17 protein-coding genes, 1 tRNA gene and 1 pseudogene are annotated in these 19480 nt (G+C 65.6%); 5 read left to right on the top strand and 14 right to left on the bottom strand.

Annotated elements, in window-relative coordinates:
- Window positions 1-32: 32 nt before the first annotated feature.
- The 9 genes from truB to WJ12_RS07375 form a co-directional block, all read right to left on the bottom strand.
- On the bottom strand, window positions 33-965 hold the full coding sequence (gene truB / locus WJ12_RS07415) for a tRNA pseudouridine(55) synthase TruB (protein ID WP_059557834.1): 933 nt from the start codon (window positions 963-965) through the stop codon (window positions 33-35).
- A gap of 13 nt (window positions 966-978) precedes the next feature.
- On the bottom strand, window positions 979-1377 hold the full coding sequence (rbfA, locus tag WJ12_RS07410; RefSeq protein WP_034190142.1) for a 30S ribosome-binding factor RbfA: 399 nt from the start codon (window positions 1375-1377) through the stop codon (window positions 979-981).
- Between the two features lie 114 nt (window positions 1378-1491).
- Window positions 1492-4431, bottom strand: a complete 2940-nt coding sequence (gene infB, locus WJ12_RS07405) for a translation initiation factor IF-2 (RefSeq protein WP_034190143.1) — start codon at window positions 4429-4431, stop codon at window positions 1492-1494.
- 91 nt (window positions 4432-4522) lie between these two features.
- Window positions 4523-5998 carry a transcription termination factor NusA gene (gene nusA / locus WJ12_RS07400; protein ID WP_034190144.1) on the bottom strand — a complete coding sequence of 492 codons (1476 nt, stop codon included), beginning with the start codon at window positions 5996-5998 and terminating at the stop codon, window positions 4523-4525.
- A complete protein-coding gene (gene rimP, locus WJ12_RS07395; RefSeq protein ID WP_011351796.1) occupies window positions 5998-6456 on the bottom strand; it encodes a ribosome maturation factor RimP in 459 nt (152 codons plus the stop codon). The genes nusA and rimP overlap by 1 nt, the downstream gene beginning before the upstream one ends.
- A 456-nt stretch (window positions 6457-6912) precedes the next feature.
- Complete coding sequence (gene rluB / locus WJ12_RS07390) at window positions 6913-8664, bottom strand: 23S rRNA pseudouridine(2605) synthase RluB (protein WP_034190145.1); 1752 nt, start codon at window positions 8662-8664, stop codon at window positions 6913-6915.
- A gap of 60 nt (window positions 8665-8724) precedes the next feature.
- The gene (scpB, locus tag WJ12_RS07385; protein WP_059557836.1) at window positions 8725-9756 is read right to left on the bottom strand and encodes an SMC-Scp complex subunit ScpB; all 1032 of its coding nucleotides are present in this window, start codon (window positions 9754-9756) and stop codon (window positions 8725-8727) included.
- 272 nt (window positions 9757-10028) lie between these two features.
- Window positions 10029-11231, bottom strand: coding sequence for a pyridoxal phosphate-dependent aminotransferase (locus WJ12_RS07380; protein ID WP_059557837.1), 1203 nt, complete (start codon window positions 11229-11231; stop codon window positions 10029-10031).
- 75 nt (window positions 11232-11306) lie between these two features.
- On the bottom strand, window positions 11307-12209 hold the full coding sequence (locus WJ12_RS07375) for a LysR family transcriptional regulator (RefSeq protein ID WP_034190148.1): 903 nt from the start codon (window positions 12207-12209) through the stop codon (window positions 11307-11309).
- Window positions 12210-12640: 431 nt separating this feature from the next.
- On the opposite strand from WJ12_RS07375, the pseudogene WJ12_RS07370 reads away from it, so the two are divergent.
- Window positions 12641-13036 (top strand): annotated as a pseudogene (locus WJ12_RS07370) (transposase); the annotation flags it as partial.
- Between the two features lie 202 nt (window positions 13037-13238).
- Window positions 13239-13490 (top strand): hypothetical protein, encoded by a 252-nt coding sequence (locus tag WJ12_RS36735; RefSeq protein ID WP_034190149.1) that lies wholly within the window; start codon window positions 13239-13241, stop codon window positions 13488-13490.
- A gap of 194 nt (window positions 13491-13684) precedes the next feature.
- Here WJ12_RS36735 and WJ12_RS07360 read toward each other — a convergent pair whose 3' ends face one another.
- The gene (locus WJ12_RS07360) at window positions 13685-14002 is read right to left on the bottom strand and encodes a hypothetical protein (protein WP_034190150.1); all 318 of its coding nucleotides are present in this window, start codon (window positions 14000-14002) and stop codon (window positions 13685-13687) included.
- 157 nt (window positions 14003-14159) lie between these two features.
- Between WJ12_RS07360 and WJ12_RS07355 the strand changes: the two genes are divergently transcribed.
- From WJ12_RS07355 to WJ12_RS07345, 3 genes are all read left to right on the top strand, one after another.
- Entirely contained in the window at window positions 14160-14876 is a 717-nt protein-coding gene (locus WJ12_RS07355; RefSeq protein ID WP_034190151.1) for a YdcF family protein, read from the top strand.
- 222 nt (window positions 14877-15098) lie between these two features.
- Window positions 15099-15377: a hypothetical protein gene (locus WJ12_RS07350; RefSeq protein ID WP_011351789.1), complete on the top strand. Its 279-nt coding sequence runs from the start codon at window positions 15099-15101 to the stop codon at window positions 15375-15377.
- A gap of 136 nt (window positions 15378-15513) precedes the next feature.
- Window positions 15514-15771 carry a hypothetical protein gene (locus WJ12_RS07345; protein ID WP_011884572.1) on the top strand — a complete coding sequence of 86 codons (258 nt, stop codon included), beginning with the start codon at window positions 15514-15516 and terminating at the stop codon, window positions 15769-15771.
- A 41-nt stretch (window positions 15772-15812) separates the two neighbouring features.
- Here WJ12_RS07345 and WJ12_RS07340 read toward each other — a convergent pair whose 3' ends face one another.
- The 4 genes from WJ12_RS07340 to WJ12_RS07325 form a co-directional block, all read right to left on the bottom strand.
- Complete coding sequence (locus tag WJ12_RS07340; RefSeq protein ID WP_034190152.1) at window positions 15813-16103, bottom strand: putative quinol monooxygenase; 291 nt, start codon at window positions 16101-16103, stop codon at window positions 15813-15815.
- 540 nt (window positions 16104-16643) lie between these two features.
- Entirely contained in the window at window positions 16644-17852 is a 1209-nt protein-coding gene (gene bamC, locus WJ12_RS07335; protein WP_034190153.1) for an outer membrane protein assembly factor BamC, read from the bottom strand.
- Window positions 17853-17993: 141 nt separating this feature from the next.
- Window positions 17994-18070 (bottom strand) — tRNA-Pro (locus WJ12_RS07330).
- 159 nt (window positions 18071-18229) lie between these two features.
- The gene (locus tag WJ12_RS07325; RefSeq protein WP_059557838.1) at window positions 18230-18943 is read right to left on the bottom strand and encodes a class I SAM-dependent methyltransferase; all 714 of its coding nucleotides are present in this window, start codon (window positions 18941-18943) and stop codon (window positions 18230-18232) included.
- Between the last annotated feature and the right edge of the window lie 537 nt (window positions 18944-19480).

The following is a 19480-nucleotide window of genomic DNA, read 5'->3' as shown; positions in this document are numbered from 1 at the left end:
GACGCCGACTGGGGCGCACGCGCGCCGTAGCGTCATGCAGCCGTCACGACGAGCCGTTCCGGTGCAAGTACACCATTCGCCTTGCGCGCCACGCCGAGCAGCCGCGTGGCGTCGTATACACGCACGCGCTCGCCGTCGGCCGCCTCGATCGGCCCGAGCTCCGACAACGGCAGGCGCTGGCCGTGCAGGAACCGCTTCGCGGACGCATCGTCGAGACGAACCGCCGGAAACGTCGACAGCAGCGCATCGACCGGGTGGAGCCAGGCATCGCGTGCCGCTTCGGCTGCATCCGACAGCGCATCGAGCGTCACCGCATGTTCGAGCGTCAATGCACCGACGCCCGTACGACGCAGCATCGTCAGATGCGCCCCGCAACCGAGCGCCTCGCCGATGTCTTCCGCGAGCGTACGCACATACGTGCCCTTGCTGCAGGTCACGCGAAACGTCACGTCGGGCAGCTCGCAAGCGAGCAGTTCGAGCGCATGAATCGTCACGTTACGGCCTTCCCGCTCGACGGTCTGGCCCGCACGCGCGTATTCGTACAGCGGCTTGCCGTCGCGCTTGAGCGCCGAATACATCGGCGGCACCTGCACGATCTCGCCGGTGAAGCGCACGAGCGCGGCTTCCACCGCCGCCCGGTCGCATTCGACCGGCCGCGTGTCGATCACGTCGCCTTCCGCATCGCCGGTAGCCGTGCGCTGGCCAAGACGCATCGTCGCTTCGTAGGTCTTGTCGGCCTCGAGCAAGTCCTGCGAAAACTTGGTCGCCTCGCCGAAACACAGCGGCAGCAGGCCCGAAGCCAGCGGATCGAGCGTGCCGGTGTGGCCGGCTTTCTTCGCGAGGAGCAGGCGCTTCGCGCGAATCAGCGCATCGTTGCTCGACAGGCCGACCGGCTTGTCGAGCAGGAGGACGCCATCCAGCACGCGCCGGGGCACGCGCGGACGTTGGGGTGCTGCATTCGTCATAGGCCGGTCGAGCTCAATCGTCCTTCGCGGGTGCGTCGGCCTCGTCGTCGTCCTTCGCGCGCGTCGAGTTCGCTTCCTTGATCAGGCGCGACATTTCGACGGCCTTCTCGATCGTCTGGTCGTAATGGAAATGCAGCGTCGGCACCGTATGAATGTGCAGGCGCTTGAACAGCAGGTTGTGCAGGTGACCCGACGCGTGATTCAGCGCCTCCTGCGTCTTTTCCGGGTCACCGGTAAGCGCGGTGAAGTAGACCTTCGCGTGCGCGTAGTCCGGCGTGAGCTCCACGCTCTGGATGGTCACGATGCCGATACGCGGGTCTTTGACCTCGCGCATGATGAGTTCGGACAGGTCGCGCTGAATCTGGTCGGCGATCTGAACGTTGCGATTGGGGGAAGTGCGTTTCCTGGACATGATCGATCCGTGATCCGTTTTTCAGGATGAAGTGGCGGCCCTTGTCGGCACGCCACCATGAAAATGGGCGGGACAGGCCCAAGCCTGCCCCGCCCATGAGCCGATGCGCGACGATTACAGCGTACGCGCGACTTCGGTCACTTCGAAGACTTCGAACTGGTCGCCTTCGATGACGTCGTTGAAGTTCTTCACCGACATACCGCACTCGAAGCCTTGCTTCACTTCCTTCACGTCGTCCTTGAAGCGCTTCAGCGATTCGAGTTCGCCCGTGAAGATCACGACGTTGTTGCGCAGCACGCGTACCGACGACGAGCGCTTGACGATACCGTCCGTGACCATACAGCCGGCAACCGTACCGACCTTCGGCACCTTGAAGACCTGACGGACCTCGACCATGCCGGTGATGACTTCGCGCTTCTCCGGTGCCAGCATGCCCGACATCGCCGCCTTCACCTCATCCACTGCGTCGTAGATGATGTTGTAGTAGCGGATGTCGATGCCGTTCGCCTCGGCCAGCTTGCGCGCTTGTGCATCCGCACGCGTGTTGAAGCCGATGATGACCGCCTTCGATGCCGTCGCGAGGTTGACGTCGTTTTCGCTGATGCCGCCCACCGCGCTGTGCACGATCTGCACGCGCACTTCGTCGGTCGACAGCTTGAGCAGCGACTGCACGAGCGCTTCCTGCGAACCCTGCACGTCTGCCTTGATGATGAGCGGCAGGTTCTGCACTTCGCCTTCGCCCATCTGCTCGAGCATGCTTTCCAGCTTCGCGGCCTGCTGCTTCGCAAGCTTCACGTCGCGGAACTTGCCCTGACGGAACAGCGCGATTTCACGCGCCTTGCGCTCGTCCGGCAGCACGATCACTTCCTCGCCCGCGCCCGGCACTTCCGACAGACCCTGGATTTCGACCGGGATCGACGGACCGGCTTCCTTCGTCGGCTTGCCGTTCTCGTCGAGCATCGCGCGAACCCGGCCGTAAGCCGTACCGGCCAGCACGATGTCGCCGCGGTTCAGGGTACCGGACTGCACGAGGATCGTCGCGACCGGGCCTTTACCCTTGTCGAGCTTCGCTTCGATCACGATGCCCTTGGCCGGTGCTTCGACCGGTGCCTTCAGTTCCAGCACTTCGGCCTGCAGCAGCACGTTCTCGAGCAGATCGTCGATGCCCGCGCCCGTCTTGGCCGACACCGGCACGAACGGCGAATCGCCACCGTACTCTTCCGGCACGACGCCTTCCGCGACCAGTTCCTGCTTGACGCGATCGGGGTTCGCTTCCGGCTTGTCGATCTTGTTGATCGCGACGACGATCGGCACGCCACCCGCCTTCGCGTGGGCGATTGCTTCCTTCGTCTGCGGCATCACGCCGTCGTCGGCCGCCACCACCAGCACCACGATGTCGGTCGCCTTCGCGCCGCGTGCACGCATTGCCGTGAACGCTTCGTGACCCGGCGTATCGAGGAACGTGATGACGCCGCGCGGCGTATCGACGTGATACGCGCCGATGTGCTGCGTAATGCCGCCCGCTTCGCCAGCGGCAACCTTCGCGCGGCGAATGTGGTCGAGCAGCGAGGTCTTGCCGTGGTCGACGTGACCCATGACCGTGACGACCGGCGGACGCGGCAGTTGCTCCGCATCGGTACCGGTTTCGCCTTCGACCAGCAGCGCTTCCGGATCGTCCAGCTTCGCGGCAACCGCGCGGTGGCCCAGTTCCTCGACGATGATCATCGCCGTTTCCTGGTCCAGCACCTGGTTGATCGTGACCATCTGGCCCATCTTCATCATCACCTTGATGACTTCGGAGGCCTTGATCGACATCTTGTGCGCGAGATCGGCAACCGACACGGTCTCCGGCACGTGCACTTCGCGAACGATCGGTTCGGTCGGCGCCTGGAACGACGATGCGCTGTCCTGGTGACGGCCGCGCCCCTTCGGGCCGCCGCGCCAGCCGCGGTCGACGCCGCCGCTCGAATCGCCGCGCGTCTTGATGCCGCGACGCTTCGCCGCGTCGTCCTGCCAGCCGCCCTTGCCTGCGCCCGGCTTCTTGTTGCGGTCGCCCGCGCCTGCCGGCGCCTGCGTCGTGGCCGGGGCCGCGGCACCGGCCGGCTTCTTCACGGCCGGACGTGCCTGCGCACCTTCCGGCTTCGCCGGCTTGTGCAGCGTGCCCTTCGCTTCGGCCGGCTTCGGCGGCTCGACCGGCTTCGGCGGCTCGACTGCCTTGACCACGGCCTTGCGCGGCGTGTTCATCATTTCGCGGATCGCGCGTGCCTCGGCTTCTGCCGCCGCGCGACGCTTGCTGATCTCTTCCTGCTCGGCGCGCGCCTTGTCCGCCGCCTCGCGGGCTGCGTCCTCGGCCTTCTTGGCCGCTTCGCGCTGGGCCGCACGTTCGGCGGCCGCGCGCGCTTCGTCCTGCGCGGACTGCTCGGATTGCGCGGACTCCACGCTGGCCGTTTTCTGCTCGGCCGCGGCGGCCTGCTGCGCTGCCACCTGCTGCTGCGCCGCAGCGGCTTCGGCCGCGGCACGCTTCGCCGCAGCTTCTTCCTCGGCGCGACGGCGCTCGGCTTCAGCCGCTTCCTCGCGGGCGCGGCGTTCCGCCTCTTCACGCTCCAGGCGTTCCTGGCGCTCGCGCAGTTCCTGCGCCTGCTTCTCGAGCAGCTCGGCCTCGCGGCGCGCTTCTTCCTCGCGACGCTTCAGTTCCGCATCGTCGTCCGCTTCGGCGACCTGCGCCTGACCCTGTTCCGCACCCTCGTTCACGTCGTCGCGCTTGACGAACGTGCGCTTCTTGCGGACCTCGACCTGAATGGTGCGAGCCTTGCCCGTCGCGTCAGATTGCTTGATCTCCGACGTATGCTTGCGGGTCAGCGTGATCTTGCGCTTGTCGCCGTCGGTTGCGCCGTGCGACTTGCGCAAATGATCGAGCAGACGCGCCTTGTCCGCTTCGGACAGCGCATCGTCTTCACTCGCTTTCTGGACGCCCGCTGCCTGCAGCTGTTCGAGCAGCACACCAGCAGGCATTTTCAGTTCCGCGGCAAATTGGGCTACGTTGTTACTCGCCATTCATTCCTCTTAGTGCAAGGACCGATTCCTTGCGGTTAGCATCGGGTCAGGCCATACGGCCGCCATCAAATCAGTGCGCCATGGTCATTTCTCACTGGAACCAATGTTCACGTGCTTTCATGATCAACGCCTTAGCGGCATCCTCTTCCATTCCGGTCAGGTCGACCAGTTCATCCACTGCAAGCTCGGCGAGATCGTCCCGCGTCTGCACACCGTGTTCGGCCAGCTTCGCGAGCAACTCCGGCGTGATGCCGTCGAGGCTCTTGAGATCCAGCGCTGCGTTCTCGACCTTTTCTTCGTTCGCGATGGCCATCGTCAGCAGCGCATCGCGTGCGCGGTTGCGCAGCTCGTGCACGGTGTCCTCGTCGAACGCTTCGATCTCGAGCATTTCGTTGAGCGGCACGTAGGCGATCTCTTCGAGGCTCGTGAAGCCTTCGTCGATCAGGATGTCGGCAACTTCCTCGTCGACATCGAGACGCGCCATGAACAGTGCACGCAGCCGGTCGCGCTCTTCACCCTGCTTCAGGGCGGATTCGTCCGGCGTCATGATGTTGATCTGCCAGCCGGTCAGTTCACCGGCGAGGCGAACGTTCTGACCGCTGCGGCCGATCGCGACAGCCAGTTCGTTCTCGTCGACGACGACGTCCATCGAATGCTTTTCTTCATCGACGACGATCGACTGGACAGCTGCCGGCGCGAGCGCGCCGATCACGAACTGGGCGGGATCCTCCGACCATAGCACGATGTCGATGTTTTCGCCACCGAGCTCGTTGCGCACGGCCTGCACGCGCGAGCCGCGGATGCCGACGCAGGTGCCGATCGGATCGATCCGCTTGTCGTAGGCGATCACGCCGATCTTCGCGCGCACGCCCGGGTCGCGGGCAGCCGCCTTGATCTCGAGCAGGCCCTGCTCGATTTCCGGCACTTCCATCTCGAACAGCTTCATCAGGAACTCGGGCGCCGTACGCGACAGCTCGATCTGCGGGCCGCGCGCGGTGCGGTCGACCTTCGCGATGTACGCACGCACGCGGTCGCCCACGCGCAGGTTTTCCTTCGGGATCAGCTGATCGCGGCGCAGCAGCGCCTCGACACGGCCCGATTCGACGATGAAGTTGCCCTTGTCGAGGCGCTTCACCGTACCCGTCATGATCTTTTCGCCCCGCTCGAGGTAGTCGTTCAGGATCTGCTCGCGCTCCGCGTCGCGCACCTTCTGCAGGATCACCTGCTTCGCGGCCTGCGCGCCGATACGACCGAACTCGATCGACGGAACGGGTTCCTCGACATATTCGCCGACTTCGACGTCGGGATTCTGCTCACGTGCCTCGAACAGCAGGATCTCGCGATCCGGCTCCTGCAAGCCTGCCTCGTCGGGCACGACGAGCCAGCGACGGAAGGTTTCGTGCTCGCCGCTTTCGCGATCGATATGGACGCGGATTTCGGCGCCTTCGTCGAACAGCTTCTTGGAAGCGGAAGCGAGCGCGGCCTCGAGGGCGCCCAGCACCACATCCTTGTCGACGTTTTTCTCGCGCGCCAGCGCATCCACCAGCATCAACACTTCGCGACTCATTATTTGCGGCTCCTAAAGTCAACTTGCGGAATCAGGCGGGCTTTGTCGATATCGGCCAGCGTGAAATCCAGCATGGCTGCCTCGCCCTTCTTCCCCTCAAATTCCAAACCGATCGTTTCGCCATTCGGCGCGTGCAGAATGCCCCGGTACGTCTTGCGCCCGTCCAGCGGCTTTTTCAAGGTCACGGAAACTTCGCTGCCGGCGAAGCGCTCGAAGTCGGCCAGCTTCTTCAACGGGCGGTCGAGCCCCGGGGACGAGACTTCGAGCCGTTCGTAATCGATGTTTTCGACCGTCAAGACGTGCTGGAGCTGACGCGTGACCTTTTCGCAATCTTCGAGCGAGATGCCGGCAGGCTGATCGATATAGATGCAAAGCATGCCGCGCCCGGTGCGCTCGAGATCCACCAGCTCGTAGCCGAGCCCGGTGACCGTGGTTTCTATCAGTTCCGTCAGTTGCACAGTGTCCTCTCAGGTGTTCGCGCCCGCCGCTCGCGATTCACCCGCGGGCGCGCGCCTTAGCCGGCGCAGGAAGCGCTACCCGAGATGCCTAACCGTTTCAGCAAAAAAAAATGGGCGGAACGCCCATCTTTCTTACTGGTGGTCGCACCTGAGCCGCACATTGAATCCGTACGCCCAGCGACTCCGCGATTATAGCGATTTTTGGCGCAAACGCCAAGCCAGCCGGTAAAAGCAGCGCGTCGCGCGCTTTTACGGACCAAAAATGCGAAATCGGGTTACCCGATCCGCCGGCACGATCCTGTCAGACCGGCGACCGGTTGCCGACTGCGAGGCAGCGGCACGCGACATATCTATGGTCGAAAGCGATCGGCGCAATGCGCGGTGCCGGCAAAATCGGCGGAATGCCGATCGGGCCGGCACGCCGGCGGCTGTGCGCCGCCGCGCGCCGACATGCGTTCAGCGGCTGCGCGTACGGCTGCGCTGCGGACGCTGGCCGCCGCGCTGACCACCGCCGTTGCCGGCGCCATCCGCCCGATTGCCGTTCGGATTGCGATTACCGCCGCCCTTGCCGCCGCCGCGCTTGCCGCCCGCGCCTTCGCGCTTGGGGCCCGCGCCGTACGACGCGCGATTGCCGTCGACATCGCGGCCGCCGGCTCGGTTGCCGTCGCGACCGCCCATGCCACCACGGTTGCCGTCACGGCCACCGCCGGTACGATTACCGTAGCCCGACGGCGAAACCGGCAGACTGCCGTAGCCGCTCAGGCCGGGTAGCCCCGGCACGCCGCGCCTGCCGCCACCGCGGCGCGGCTGGTCGAGTTGCCCATGCGTCGTCAGCACCGGCTCACGGCTGATGAAACCCATCGACGTCTCCATCGGATCGGGCTGACGGCGTTCGGCCTGGCCAGCCCCGCCGCGCTTGCCCTTCTCCTCGGTCGGCGCCTTCAGGCCGACCGTCGCCATCAGCTTGCGCACCTGCGCGTCGTCGAGCTCTTCCCAACGACCGCGCTTCAGGCCGCGCGGCAGCGGGATCGGGCCGTGACGCGTACGGATCAGGCGGCTCACCATCAGGCCGACGGCCTCGAACATCCGGCGCACTTCGCGGTTGCGGCCTTCGGCCAGCGCGACGTGATACCAGTGGTTCGTCCCTTCGCCGCCGCCGTCGCGGATACGCAGGAAATTCGCCGGACCGTCATCGAGCTCGACGCCGTGCAGCAGCTTCTGCCGCATCCCTTCGGCCAGCTCGCCGACGACGCGCACCGCATACTCGCGCTCGACGCTGTAGCGCGGGTGCATGAAGCGGTTCGCGAGATCGCCCGAAGTCGTCAGCATCAGCAGACCTTCGGTATTGAAGTCGAGGCGACCCACCGCAAGCCATTTCGCCGTCTTCATCGGCGGCAGGCGATCGAACACCGACGGACGGCCTTCCGGATCCGCGTGGCTGACGATCTCGCCCGTCGGCTTGTGGTACAGCAGCACGCGCGGCGGCTTGTTCGGCAGCTTGCGCTTGACCGGCTTGCCGTTGATCCGCACCTGGTCGGTCGGCATGATGCGCTGCCCGATGTGCGCGGGCTCGCCGTTCACCGACACGCGGCCGGCGACGATCAATTCTTCCATTTCGCGGCGCGAGCCCATGCCCGCCTCCGCCAGCACCTTGTGAAGCTTCGGCGCGTCGTCGTCCGGCGACAGCACGCGCTTGTTCGCCGGCTGGTTCCGGCCGCGGCGCAGCATCGGCGCACGCACGCCGCTGCCGCCCGCGGAGTTGTCCGCGTCGAATGCGGGCGACGTCACGTAGGCGAACAGCTCGTCCTGGGACGCATCGCCCTCCGCCTTCACCGGGCCGCCCTCAGCCTTCGGCGCACCGCGCCGGCCCTGACCGCCCTGGCCAGCCTTGGCCGCGCCTTCGCGTTTGCCGGCCGGCTTGCGCCCCCCCTTGGCCGCACCGTCCTTGTTGCGCGGCGCACGCGCCGGCTGCGCTTCGGCCGTCTCGGCCGGCTGCGCATCCGCGCCTTCGCCGCCCGGCTGCTCGCCTTCGGCGCCCTTCGACTTGGCTGCCGCGCGACGCCGCGCGATCAGGCTGCGCGGGCCGCGCCGCAAACCGCGGCGGGGACGCTCGTCGCCACCGGCCGAAGCATCCTGCTCCGGCGCATCGTCGGCGCGCGCCGCCTGCACGGCAGGCGCGGACGATTCAATATCGTGGATATCAGTCAAAACAACCTCAAAATGTCAGGTCTCGCGCCCGGCGCGGGCGCGGCAAGATGTTGGCCGCGATCAGGCGCGACGCTGTTCGGGTTCTGCTTCGTCGTCCGGCAACGCGTCGGCGCCGATGGGCGCGCTGGCGCTTCGTACGGCATCCGCGAGACTGTCGGACGTGTCGTCCAGCATCTCGTCGTCCGCGGAACGGGAACGGGACGCGTTGGCCTGGTCAGCCTCGCCGGGCGTGACGCCGGCCGCTTCCGCTCCGTCTCCGGCAGCCGCTTCGGCGGCCGGCTTGCGATCTTCCTCACCCCGATCCGCACGCGGCGGCCCGGACTGCACACCGGTCGGCACTGCTTGGGCGCCCACCTGTTCCGTTTGTTCCGTGTGCCCGCGATCAGCCTCGAGCGTATCGCGACCCGGAATTTCCTGCGTCGACGCGCCGTCGGCCGCAGTCGCGGCATCGTCCGGCAATTCGACCGATGTTTCATCCGCCAGCGCCTGCGACGGATCGTCCGCCGCGTCGTCGGCGACCGGCACATCCCCGTCGAAATCCATCGCCTGCTGCGCGAGCAGCGCGGCCTCGATGTTCGCGGCCGGCTCTTCGAGCGCCGGCAGATCGTCGAGCGCCTTCAGGCCGAGATCGTCGAGAAACTGCTTGGTCGTCGCGTACAGCGCCGGGCGTCCCGGCACGTCACGATGGCCGATCACCTCGATCCAGCCGCGATCCTCGAGTTGCTTGACCACCTGCGTGTTGACCGTCACGCCGCGAATCTCTTCGATGTCGCCGCGCGTGACGGGTTGCCGGTACGCGATGATCGCGAGCGTTTCGAGCACCGCGCGCGAATACTTCGGCGGCTTCTCGGGATGCAGGCGATCCAGATAATGACGCATCGCCGGCTTGCTCTGAAAGCGCCATCCGGTCGCCAGCGCCACCAGCTCGACGCCGCGGCCGGACCAATCCTGTTTCAGATCTTCGAGCAACGTGCGGACCGTGTCAGCCGACACGCCGTCGGCAAAGAGCTTGCGCAAATCGCCGAGCTTCAGCGGTTCCTGCGCGCAGATCAAAGCAGTCTCGAGGACGATCTTCGCCTCTTGGGTATTCATGCAGCTAGGCCAGACCCTGTGGTCAAACGAACCGGATCAACAAACAGACGAAAGGAACGGAAGACGCGCTCGCCCGATTCTGATCGGTCATATTGATGGGAGCACGAACCGGGGGCGGCGAACCAACTTCAGGCCAGGCCCAAACCGGACGGAACAGCACGGCTCAACGACGGAACCGCGTGACTGAGCGCCATATTACGCAAAATTGCCCGGTGCGTAAAGATGAGCCGAGCGGGCCGCCGCCAGTACGGCGCGCGCGCTCCGGCCCTGCTTCAGCGGGCCGCCGAACCGTGCGCGAGGAACCGGCGCAGCCGCTCGACGCCCGCGTCGAGCCGGGCCGGATCGCATGCATAGCACCACCGTACGAAGCCCTCGCCCTCCGGGCCGAACGCCCGCCCGGGCGCCAGGCCGATGCCCGCCTCGCGCACCAGCGTCTTGCAGAACGCGAGACTGTCGGCCGCGCCGGGCAGCCGCAGGAACAGGTACATCGCACCCGGCGGCGGCGGCACCTCGACGTCCGGCAACGTCCGCAGCGCGGCGACCAGGTGATCGCGCGCGTCGCGCAGTGACGCGACGAACGACCGCACGAACGGCTCGCCGTCGCGCAGCGCAACCTCGCCCGCGGCCTGGACGAAGCCCGGCGCGCACGACGTGTTGTATTCGACGAGCTTCGACAGGTCGCCCATCACCGACGCCGGCGCGACAAGCCATCCGAGCCGCCAGCCCGTCATCGCCCACGCCTTCGAGAACGAATTCACGACGACGACCCGTTCGTTGCGCGTGGCGATATCGAGAAACGACGGCGCGCCGCCCGCATCGAACGCGAGCCGTTCGTACACTTCATCGGCGACCAGCCAGATGCCGTGCCGGCGACAATGGGCGAGCACGGCCTGCTGGTCGTCACGCGACATCGTCCAGCCGGTCGGGTTGTTCGGCGAATTGATCAGCAACATTCGCGTCTCGGGCGTCAGCGCGGCCAGCAGCCGCCCGACATCCAGCCGCCAGCCCGCGTCGCCATACCCGAGCGGCACGCATTCGACCTGCGCGCCGAGAATCTTCGGAATTTCGACGAGGTTCGGCCATAGCGGCGTGACCGCGACGACACGGTCCCCGGGACCGACCAGCATCTGCGCGGCCAGCATCAGCGCGCTCACGCCGGAACTCGTCACGGCCACCGTGTCGGCCGCCGTCGCGCCGTGGCGCGCGCCGACGTAGGCCGCGATCGCCGCGCGCAACGGCGCGGTACCGAGGTTGTGCGTGTAGAAGGTCGCACCGTCGCGCAACGCGGCCGCCGCGGCGTCGCGGATGAAATCCGGCGTCACGCGATCGGATTCGCCGAACCAGAACGGCAGCATGTCCGGCACGCCGAAGCCGGCGTTCGCCACTTCCCGGATCAGCGACGGACGCAGCGCCTGCACCGCGGCGCGTGCCGCCGGCTCGCCGGTCACCGCAAGGAAATCATCGGAATGCACCATCGAGAACCACCGCCGAGGAACACGATCCGCGTAGTGTACCGGCCCGCACACCCGGCCGGTGCAAGTCGGCGCGCGTCAGTCGAGATCCTCTGCCCGCGCCGGCATCTGCCGCACGAGTTCCCAGATCGCCTGGGCCGCGGGCGACAGCGACCGGTCGCGGCGGCGCACCAGCTCGACCGTCCGCTCGGTGCGCGGCGTGAGCGGCCGCGCGACCAGTGTGGAGCCGGCCGGCAGCGGCAGCGACAGCCACGGCTGCACGCTCACGCCGACGCCCGCCTCGACCAGCCCGAACACCGTCGCCGAATGCCCGAGCTCCTGCATGACCGTCGCATTGACGTGATGGGCGGCCAGCGCGGCGTCGATCAGCGGCCGGCTGCCCGACGCATGGTCGAGCAGCACGAGGCGCTCGCCGTCCAGCGCCGTCCACGGCACCTCGGCCCGTGCCGCGAGCGGATGATCGGCCCGCGCGACGAGGCAGAACGAATCGGTCATCAACGGTTCGCACACGAGATCGGCGACCGTCAGCGGACCGATCACGACGCCGAAGTCGACTTCGCTCGACTTCACCTTGCGCAGGACGTCGCTTTGCACGTCGTCGCGCAGGCCCAGCGTCACGAACGGGAACTGGCGCTCGCACGATGCGACCACCCGCGGCATCAGACGGCAGGCGATCGTCGGGCTCGCCGCGACGATCACGCGCCCGCGACGCTGCTCGCCGATCTCGCGAATCTCGCGCAGCGTGTCGTCGAGATCGTCGAGCAGGCGCGACACGCTCGCGATCAGGTTCGCACCGACATCGGTCAATTGCACGTCGCGCGTCGTGCGGTCGATCAGCTTCAGCCCGAGTTCGGCCTCGAGCTCGCGCACGCAGCGGCTGACCGCGGATTGCGTGAGCCCGATCTCGTCGCCCGCACGGCTGAAGCTCTTGAGCCGCGCGACCTCGATGAATACGCGAAGCTGGCGCAGCGTGACGTTCATTTCCCGCCCTCATCAATCGTCGATATCGATGCACGATTTTAATGCACGAATCCGGGCTCGATGGGCGAATCCGACCCTCATCGCGCATGTTTCGCTGCGGTGCAATACATTCGCAAACGCACGTGGTACGGGCGAACTGCACAAGATTGGTGATTGTCCCGATTTGCTGGCGGGTTATTTTGGCGTCTTATACGCCCCTAGCTGACTTAGCCGTTAGCTCGCTGCCAAGCGGCTCTCAAGGGAATCACCTCTGACATGGCACGCTTCGTGCATTACCTTGCGCACAGGGCGCAGGTTTCGTCGGACGGAAGAGTAGAAACGCCGCTGCCGGCCAACCGGACGCCCCCACCCGGCACTCGACGATCGAGTGCTTGAAGAGTGCGCGGCGCAGGGCAGCGCACCGGAGTTAGCTTCGCTGAGGTGAGGACATGATGCTGTTCGACGATTTGAGAGATAACGAGTGGGCGCTGGTCGAGGGTCTGTTTTGCTCGGAACCCGCACGGAGTGAACGGCGCGGCCGTCCCCGCGTGGAAGCCCGCTCGGTGGTCAACGCCGTGCTGTGGGTGCTGTCGACGGGTGAAGGCTGGTCGAAGCTGCCGGGCCGCTACCCGTCGCCGCCGACCTGCCGTCGCCGCTTCGACGAATGGCAGGCGGACGGTACGCTCGCCGAAATCGTGAAGCGACTCGGCACGAGCGGCCGGCAGATCTCGCTGCGCGGGCGCATCGGCGCGAGCGCCGCGAAGCCGCCTGCACCGCCGAGCCGCGACCGGCTGCGCGGCGCCTTCTGGACCAACCCGGAATCCTGGCGCGCGCCCGTCAAGATGGCGTAACGCATGCTCGATCGGGCGGCTTCGGCCGCCCGGTTTCTTTCTGCGGCGCGATCTTTTCGCGACGCCTGCCTTGCCGTCGATTACCGTTGTCGTGCCGCGATACAACTATTTACCAATATTTACAGCAAGCCTGCACTCCCGCGCTTACCTTAGCGACATATCAACAGGCCGCATCGACGGCTTGAAGGGAGCCCCCGCCATGAGACCAATGTCACTGCTCGTTGCATGCGGCATTGTCATGTCCATGGCGCTGACCGCTCCAGCCCATGCCGACGATCGCACGAAGCCGCCTCACCGCCAGCAGGATCACCGGAATACGCCGCGCCAACCGCCGTCCGCCAACGCGCCCGGCCGGCAGACCGTGCCGCGCGGCGACCTGCGCGGCGATATCGCCAGCAACGCGCGGGCGCGCATCGGCTCGCAGCCGTCCGACGTGCCGCGTCATCCGTAGTCCTGCCGATTTCAGGCATTCGCCAAAGAAAGTACCCGCTTTCGGGAACTGCGCCGCAAGCGACGAGTCACATCGTTGCCATGAGCACAGCGTGGCAACAGCAAAAGTATCCGGTACGCCCGTATCCTCGCGATACGGGCTTTTTTTTGACATGACCGCTCGCGCGGCGACGCACGCGCCGGGAGGCTCCGCCGCTACAAGCGGCTTTCGAGAATCGCCACGGCGCTCGCTTCGCTCAATGCGTAGTCGTCCATGCGGCGATCGGTCCAGGAAAGTAATTTCTCGTCGCGCTCGAGGCGCGAGAATTCGGCTCGACCGGTTTCGGTCAGTACGGCGATGTCGACCGGGGCATGAAAGCCCGGCGCGGGCGCGACGGTCTTCTGCCTGACCGTGTCCATCAGCCCGAGCGAACGGAGATACTCGAACACGCCCGGGCGGCGTGCCCACGGTACCTGGCGGTACTGCACTCGTCTCAATGCGTCGAGCACCGCTTCGTTGGAATACGTGGCCATCTCGATTCTTTCTTAAAGTGCAGCGACAATGCGAAGCGGCGCGCCGGGCGGGGTCTCCGCCCGCCGACACCGCCACCGATTCTGGAGGCCGACGTTCGGCGTCGCTTCAGGGCCGGATCGTCAGCCGTCCATAAAAAGACACCATACCCCAATCAAATTGATTCTGTTCGATTCATTTGTACTTCTCTTCATCGGTTTCATGCTCTGCCGCAAGCGGCGGAGAATCATCTCGATCGCCGCGATTGCGCTGTTCTGGCTGCTCGCAACGGGTTGGCTCGCCGCGCCGCTGATCGCCTGGACCGAGGCCGGCGTCACACCGGTCGAGCACCCGGTCATGCACGGGCGGACCACACTGATTCTCCTCGGCTCCGGCACGCGCCGCACCGACAACGGGCTGCGCGCACCGCCCGACGGCGCCGCGCGCATCCACAAGGTTGCGGCGCTCTATCGCACGTGTCGACAGCAGGCCGAGCGTTGCACCGTCGTGATGTCGGGCGGCGACCCGCAGCATCACGGCGAAGCCGAAGCAGCCGTATACGGGCGCCAGCTCGTCGCGGAAGGCGTTGCTCCCACCGACCTCGTTCTCGAACCGGACAGCCGCACGACCTACGAAAACGCGAAATTCACTGCATCTATACTACGCTCACAGTATGACGACGCACGCATTCTCGTCACGTCGTCGTACCAGATGCGCCGTGCATTGCTCGATTTCCGCCGGTTCGGCATCGATCCGCAGCCCGTCTATGCGAACCGCCGGCTTGCGCAAACAGGCTGGCTGCCACGCTGGCGCAACCTGGCCAATGCCGAGCAGGCGCTGCACGAACTGGTCGGCATTGCACAATTCCACGTGTACCGGTGGCTCGGCTGGTTTTGAAAGTTTGCGGGGAAACGGGCACGGACGGAGTGAATCCGCCCAGAATGGCATGCGCATGACGAAGTACACGAAGTGTTGCGCGACTTCAACGGGGCCTTGCGTCGCGCCGCGATCCGGTGCACATTGATCCGTCACTTTTGTTACACTCGACACGCACTCGATTGCAGTCGCCAGACAAAACGGCAACACTCGGGTTCATCACCACTTAGCGGAGGTAAAGCAATGAAGAAGACGTCCCTGGCTATCCTGGTAGCGATGTCGGCGCTGACTGGCGCAGCGTATGCGCAAGAGAGCACGGAAATCAAGACGATTACCGATCCGGCCAAGATCTCCGAGATCGAGCAACGCGCACAGGCGCTGCAACAGCAGCAAGCGGCCGAAGCCGCTCAGCCGGCGATGCAGGAAGAGCATCACCACGGCAAGAAGGCTGCTCATCACAAGGCAGCAGCGAAGAAGGCCGGCAAGAAGGCAGCCAAGGCTGCAGACGCTGCCAGCCAGTAAGTTCGGCGGCATCGCACAAGTAAAAAGCCGAATCCGGGCAACCGGGTTCGGCTTTTTTGGTTGCGGCGCCTGCGCGCTGTGCTAAAGTCGCGCACCGAAATTTTCCACCCGTGCGCACCCCGGTGCGGAGGACAGCATGAGCAACATTCAACTCGACATCGAGTGGACCGAAGCCGCCACTCGCCAGATCAAGCAACTGATGCCCCGCGGCTCGGCCGACGCGTTCCTCGCGTTGCCGCCGATCGAGTGCCTGCCGATGGAGGGCGACGTGCTGTTCCTCGGCCCGCAAGGCAAGCAGCAGCCGTTCATCGTGGCCGAGCGCCAGTATCACCATGACGGCGACGCGGACTGGACGATCATCCTGATCCTCGACGTCCCCAGCGCGTCGCACTGACGCGCCGCCGCGACCGGACACGTCCGGTCGCCCCGCCCGGCTCAGACGAGCTTCGACAGCACGCGGATTTCGGAACTTTCGATCCAGTCCGCGGCCGCTTCGCGATAAGCGAGAATGTGCGCGGAGCGCGCATGCGCAGCCAGCGCCGCCTCGCTCTCCCAACGCTCGACGAATACGAATCGCAAGGGTTCCTTCAGATCCCGGTGCAGGTCGTACTGCAAGGCACCGGCTTCGTTACGGGTCGGCTCGACGATCCCTTCGAGCACGGTGCGCAGTTTTTCCTCGGCACCCGGCTTCGCCACGATCAGCGCCACGACTGCAATTTCCGCCATTCCCGACTCCTTCATCGATAAAAGTCCGAGAATACGCGAATCACGCGTCGCGCCTCGGCCACGCCGATGCGACATGGTCCGACGGCCCCCAAAAAAAATAGCCCGCGCTTCAGAGAAGCGCGGGCGAAACCGTCGCCCTACGAGGATAGGCGACGGGGCCATCGAGATCCGCACGCGTGCGCGGATCGTCATCGGTTGCACCGGCGCATGCCGCGCCGACATTCGAAGACGCCGATACCGTTGATCCGGCGCTCGCGGCGCCCGCCCGGCATCTGACGTCATCCTCCCTGTTTCAACAATTCCAACATATAAAGCAGGTTGCATGCCAGCCATTGAAAACCGATCACTTCGTTGATTTAAAAGAACATTTTTTGACGATGGCGACAATGTGACACGTGTTCTGCCGCCGTAACGCGCGGATGTTACGTAACGTCACGAGGGAGGGACCGAACCGCTCGCACATGCATACGCAAGCGCGAGCGGCTATAAAAAAAGCCCGCCGAACGGCGGGCTTTTCAGTGATGCAGGGACGCGCCGGGATCAGCGAAGCTGATTCACGAGCAGCCCCATGATCTGGCGTGCCGGCGACGACGTGTCGATCGCGCCCGTATCGTCAACGATTGCAACGCGCGTCTGGTCGGCCGTGAGCGCCTTCACGTTGACGCGGTACTGCTTCGCCTGCTTTTCCTTCTTGCCGTGGAACAGCTGGCTCCAGAAGCCTTGCTCGGCCGAGGTCAGATCCTTCGGATCGACGTAGCGCACGAAATACAGACCCTTCGTGCGATCGCGATCGTCGACCGTGAAGTTCGCGCGATCGAGCGCGAGGCCGACGTGCAGCCACGACCGGTCGTACGGTTCGCCGAGCGTGACTTCCGACGGCACGGCCGCATCGGCCGCGTCATTGCCCTGTGCCGACGTGCGCGAGACGTTCTGCGCGGCGATCGCTGCCGCGGCCTTCGATGATGCGTCGGCGTCGGCCTTCTTCTCGATCGGTACCGTGTTGTCCTTGATGTTCGCGATCGGCGGCTCGCCGTTCTTCGCACGCTGCGCATTCTGCGCGAGCACGGCCATCAGCCGCTTCAGGTATTCGGTCTCGAGCGCCGGATCGTTCGGCTTCGGTTCCCACTTGCTCGAATCGTTGTTCGCACCGGTGATCGCCTCACGCATGCCCTTCTGGCTGATGAACACGTAGGTGCCGCCGTTCGGCGCCGAGTCGAGACGCGTGCGGTACTTGTTGCGCTCGGCCGTCACGTACGAGTTGCCCATCGCCTTCGAGATCACGCTGCGGATCAGCCCGTCGTTGATCTGCGGATGGGTTTCGTTCCAGTCGGTTTCCATCACGCCCTTGTCGCGCTGGTCGACCACGAGCAGGAAGCCCTGCTCCTGCCAGAACCGGCGGACCTGCGGCCAGATGTCGGCCGGCTGCTTGCCGTCGATCACGAGCCAGCTCTCGGTGCCGTCGCGCTGGATATGCATGCCGGCCACGGCCGGCGCGACGGTGTCCAGCGCAGGCGCAGCCTGCTGGACCTGTTGAAGCGCAGACAGGGAAGTCGCGCCGCCCTGGGGCGGCAGCGAACGCTGATCGGCCGTCTCGTCGAGCATGTTGGGCGGCACTGCGAGCGACGCTTCCTTCGATTTCGAATCGCTCTTGTAGTCCACTTTCGTGGGCGACGACGTACCGCAACCGGCAACGAGCGCGCCGGTGGCAAGCACTGCAGCGAACCGCATGGTAAGACGAAGATCAGTCATGTTCGGGGAATCCTCTTCCGCTAAATCACGGCGCTTTCCGTGGATCAACCTTGCATTTTACCGGGGCCGCGCCGCGATGTGCAAAAAAGCGACCGGCAAGAAAAAACCCGCGTCAGCCTGAACTGACGCGGGTTCTTTGTCTGGTCGGGGCGAGAGGATTTGAACCTCCGACCACCTGCACCCCATGCAGGTACGCTACCAGGCTGCGCTACGCCCCGAAAGAAGAAAAGTATAACAGACACTTCTCCGATTTAGAATCGGGTCGCATGCATTTTGTGAATGTTCTTGTGAAATTTCCTAGCTTGACGGCACTGATGCCACGCCCCCACGCATAACGGCACGCGCCGCGCGCCGACCACGCGGTCCTTGCATCGCACTCACCGCTTGCGCGCGACACAGATGACCGTCAATCCGGCGACGCGGTTGAAGCGGAACATCGGCAACTCGATACGACAGATCGTCTTGAGCAGGCCGTTGACGAGCGGATGGTGACGGCGCAGTTGCGATGCCGGCTCGCGCGGCTGTCGACGTGCCCGCTCGCCGAGCCGCAACGCCGCCGCCAGCGGAAACGTGAGGCCGAAGTAATAGGCGCCGTGCTCGACGTCGAGCCCCGCGCGACGCACCACGTCCTCGAGACCGCCGAGCGTATACCGGCGCTTGTGCTCGAGAAAATCGTCATGGCCGCTCCAGAGGAACTGGAAGGCCGGCACCGTGATCAGGAACCGGCTGCCGGAAGGCGCGCCCCTCACGTACTGCGTCAGCAGGCCGACATCGTCGTCGACGTGCTCGAGCACGTCCATCAGCAATACGAGATCGGCATCGAACCGTTCGACGGACCGCCGAAAGTGGATGGGCTTGCCGGCCGTCTCCTCGTCGGTATCGTCGGCGTAGCTCGTATCGACACACCACGCTTCCGATGCCTGCGTGCGTTCCAGCAGGTGCTTCGAGAAAAAGCCGGACCCTGCCCCGACGTCGAGGATCCGGTGCGCGCCCGCCCCGCCGAGGAACCGTCGGATCGCGCTCGCCTTCGACGCGTAGTACCAGTGATCGCCTGCCCCCGCACCCAGTACGTCGACTTCCTTCAGGTCCATGGCGCTTCCCCGTGATGACCAACGTGTTGTGATCGAACCCGCCACTGATGCCGATCTTACCCCGCCGTCAACACCGAGCGTATCCGTTGATGCACGGCCCGGGCCGCCCCTTCCCGCATGCGGCCCTCATCGAAAGGGACGATGGCCGATGCGTCGCCCATCGCCACCGTGCGGCTGGCCGGCTCGAGATCGACGCGCCCGGCGAACCGTCCGACTGCACGCCGGTCGATCCGGCCCGCCCGGCTTTGCCGCGTTGCGCGAGACAGGAGGCGGCATTCGATTAGGTCACGGCTTCGTACGACTCGATGGCGTCGTATATCGAGCACGGCCTGCAACTCGACCCGGCCGCGCAGAGCACGATCCGGCAGCAGTGGCCGGTCTGACCGGCGGCCGTGCCGCCCATCCGGGCAAACCCGCGCCAGCCAAGGCTCGCGACGGATTTGCCCGGTCGCGAAAAAGACGCCGACGGGCGCCCGGCAAAAACCAAACGACCGTTTGATCCGGCCGCCCGACCACCGCGAATCCATTGTCCCGCAG

The organism is Burkholderia seminalis (assembly GCF_001718535.1).
Taxonomy (GTDB): domain Bacteria; phylum Pseudomonadota; class Gammaproteobacteria; order Burkholderiales; family Burkholderiaceae; genus Burkholderia; species Burkholderia seminalis.
This window is presented reverse-complemented; position numbering and strand designations above follow the sequence as displayed.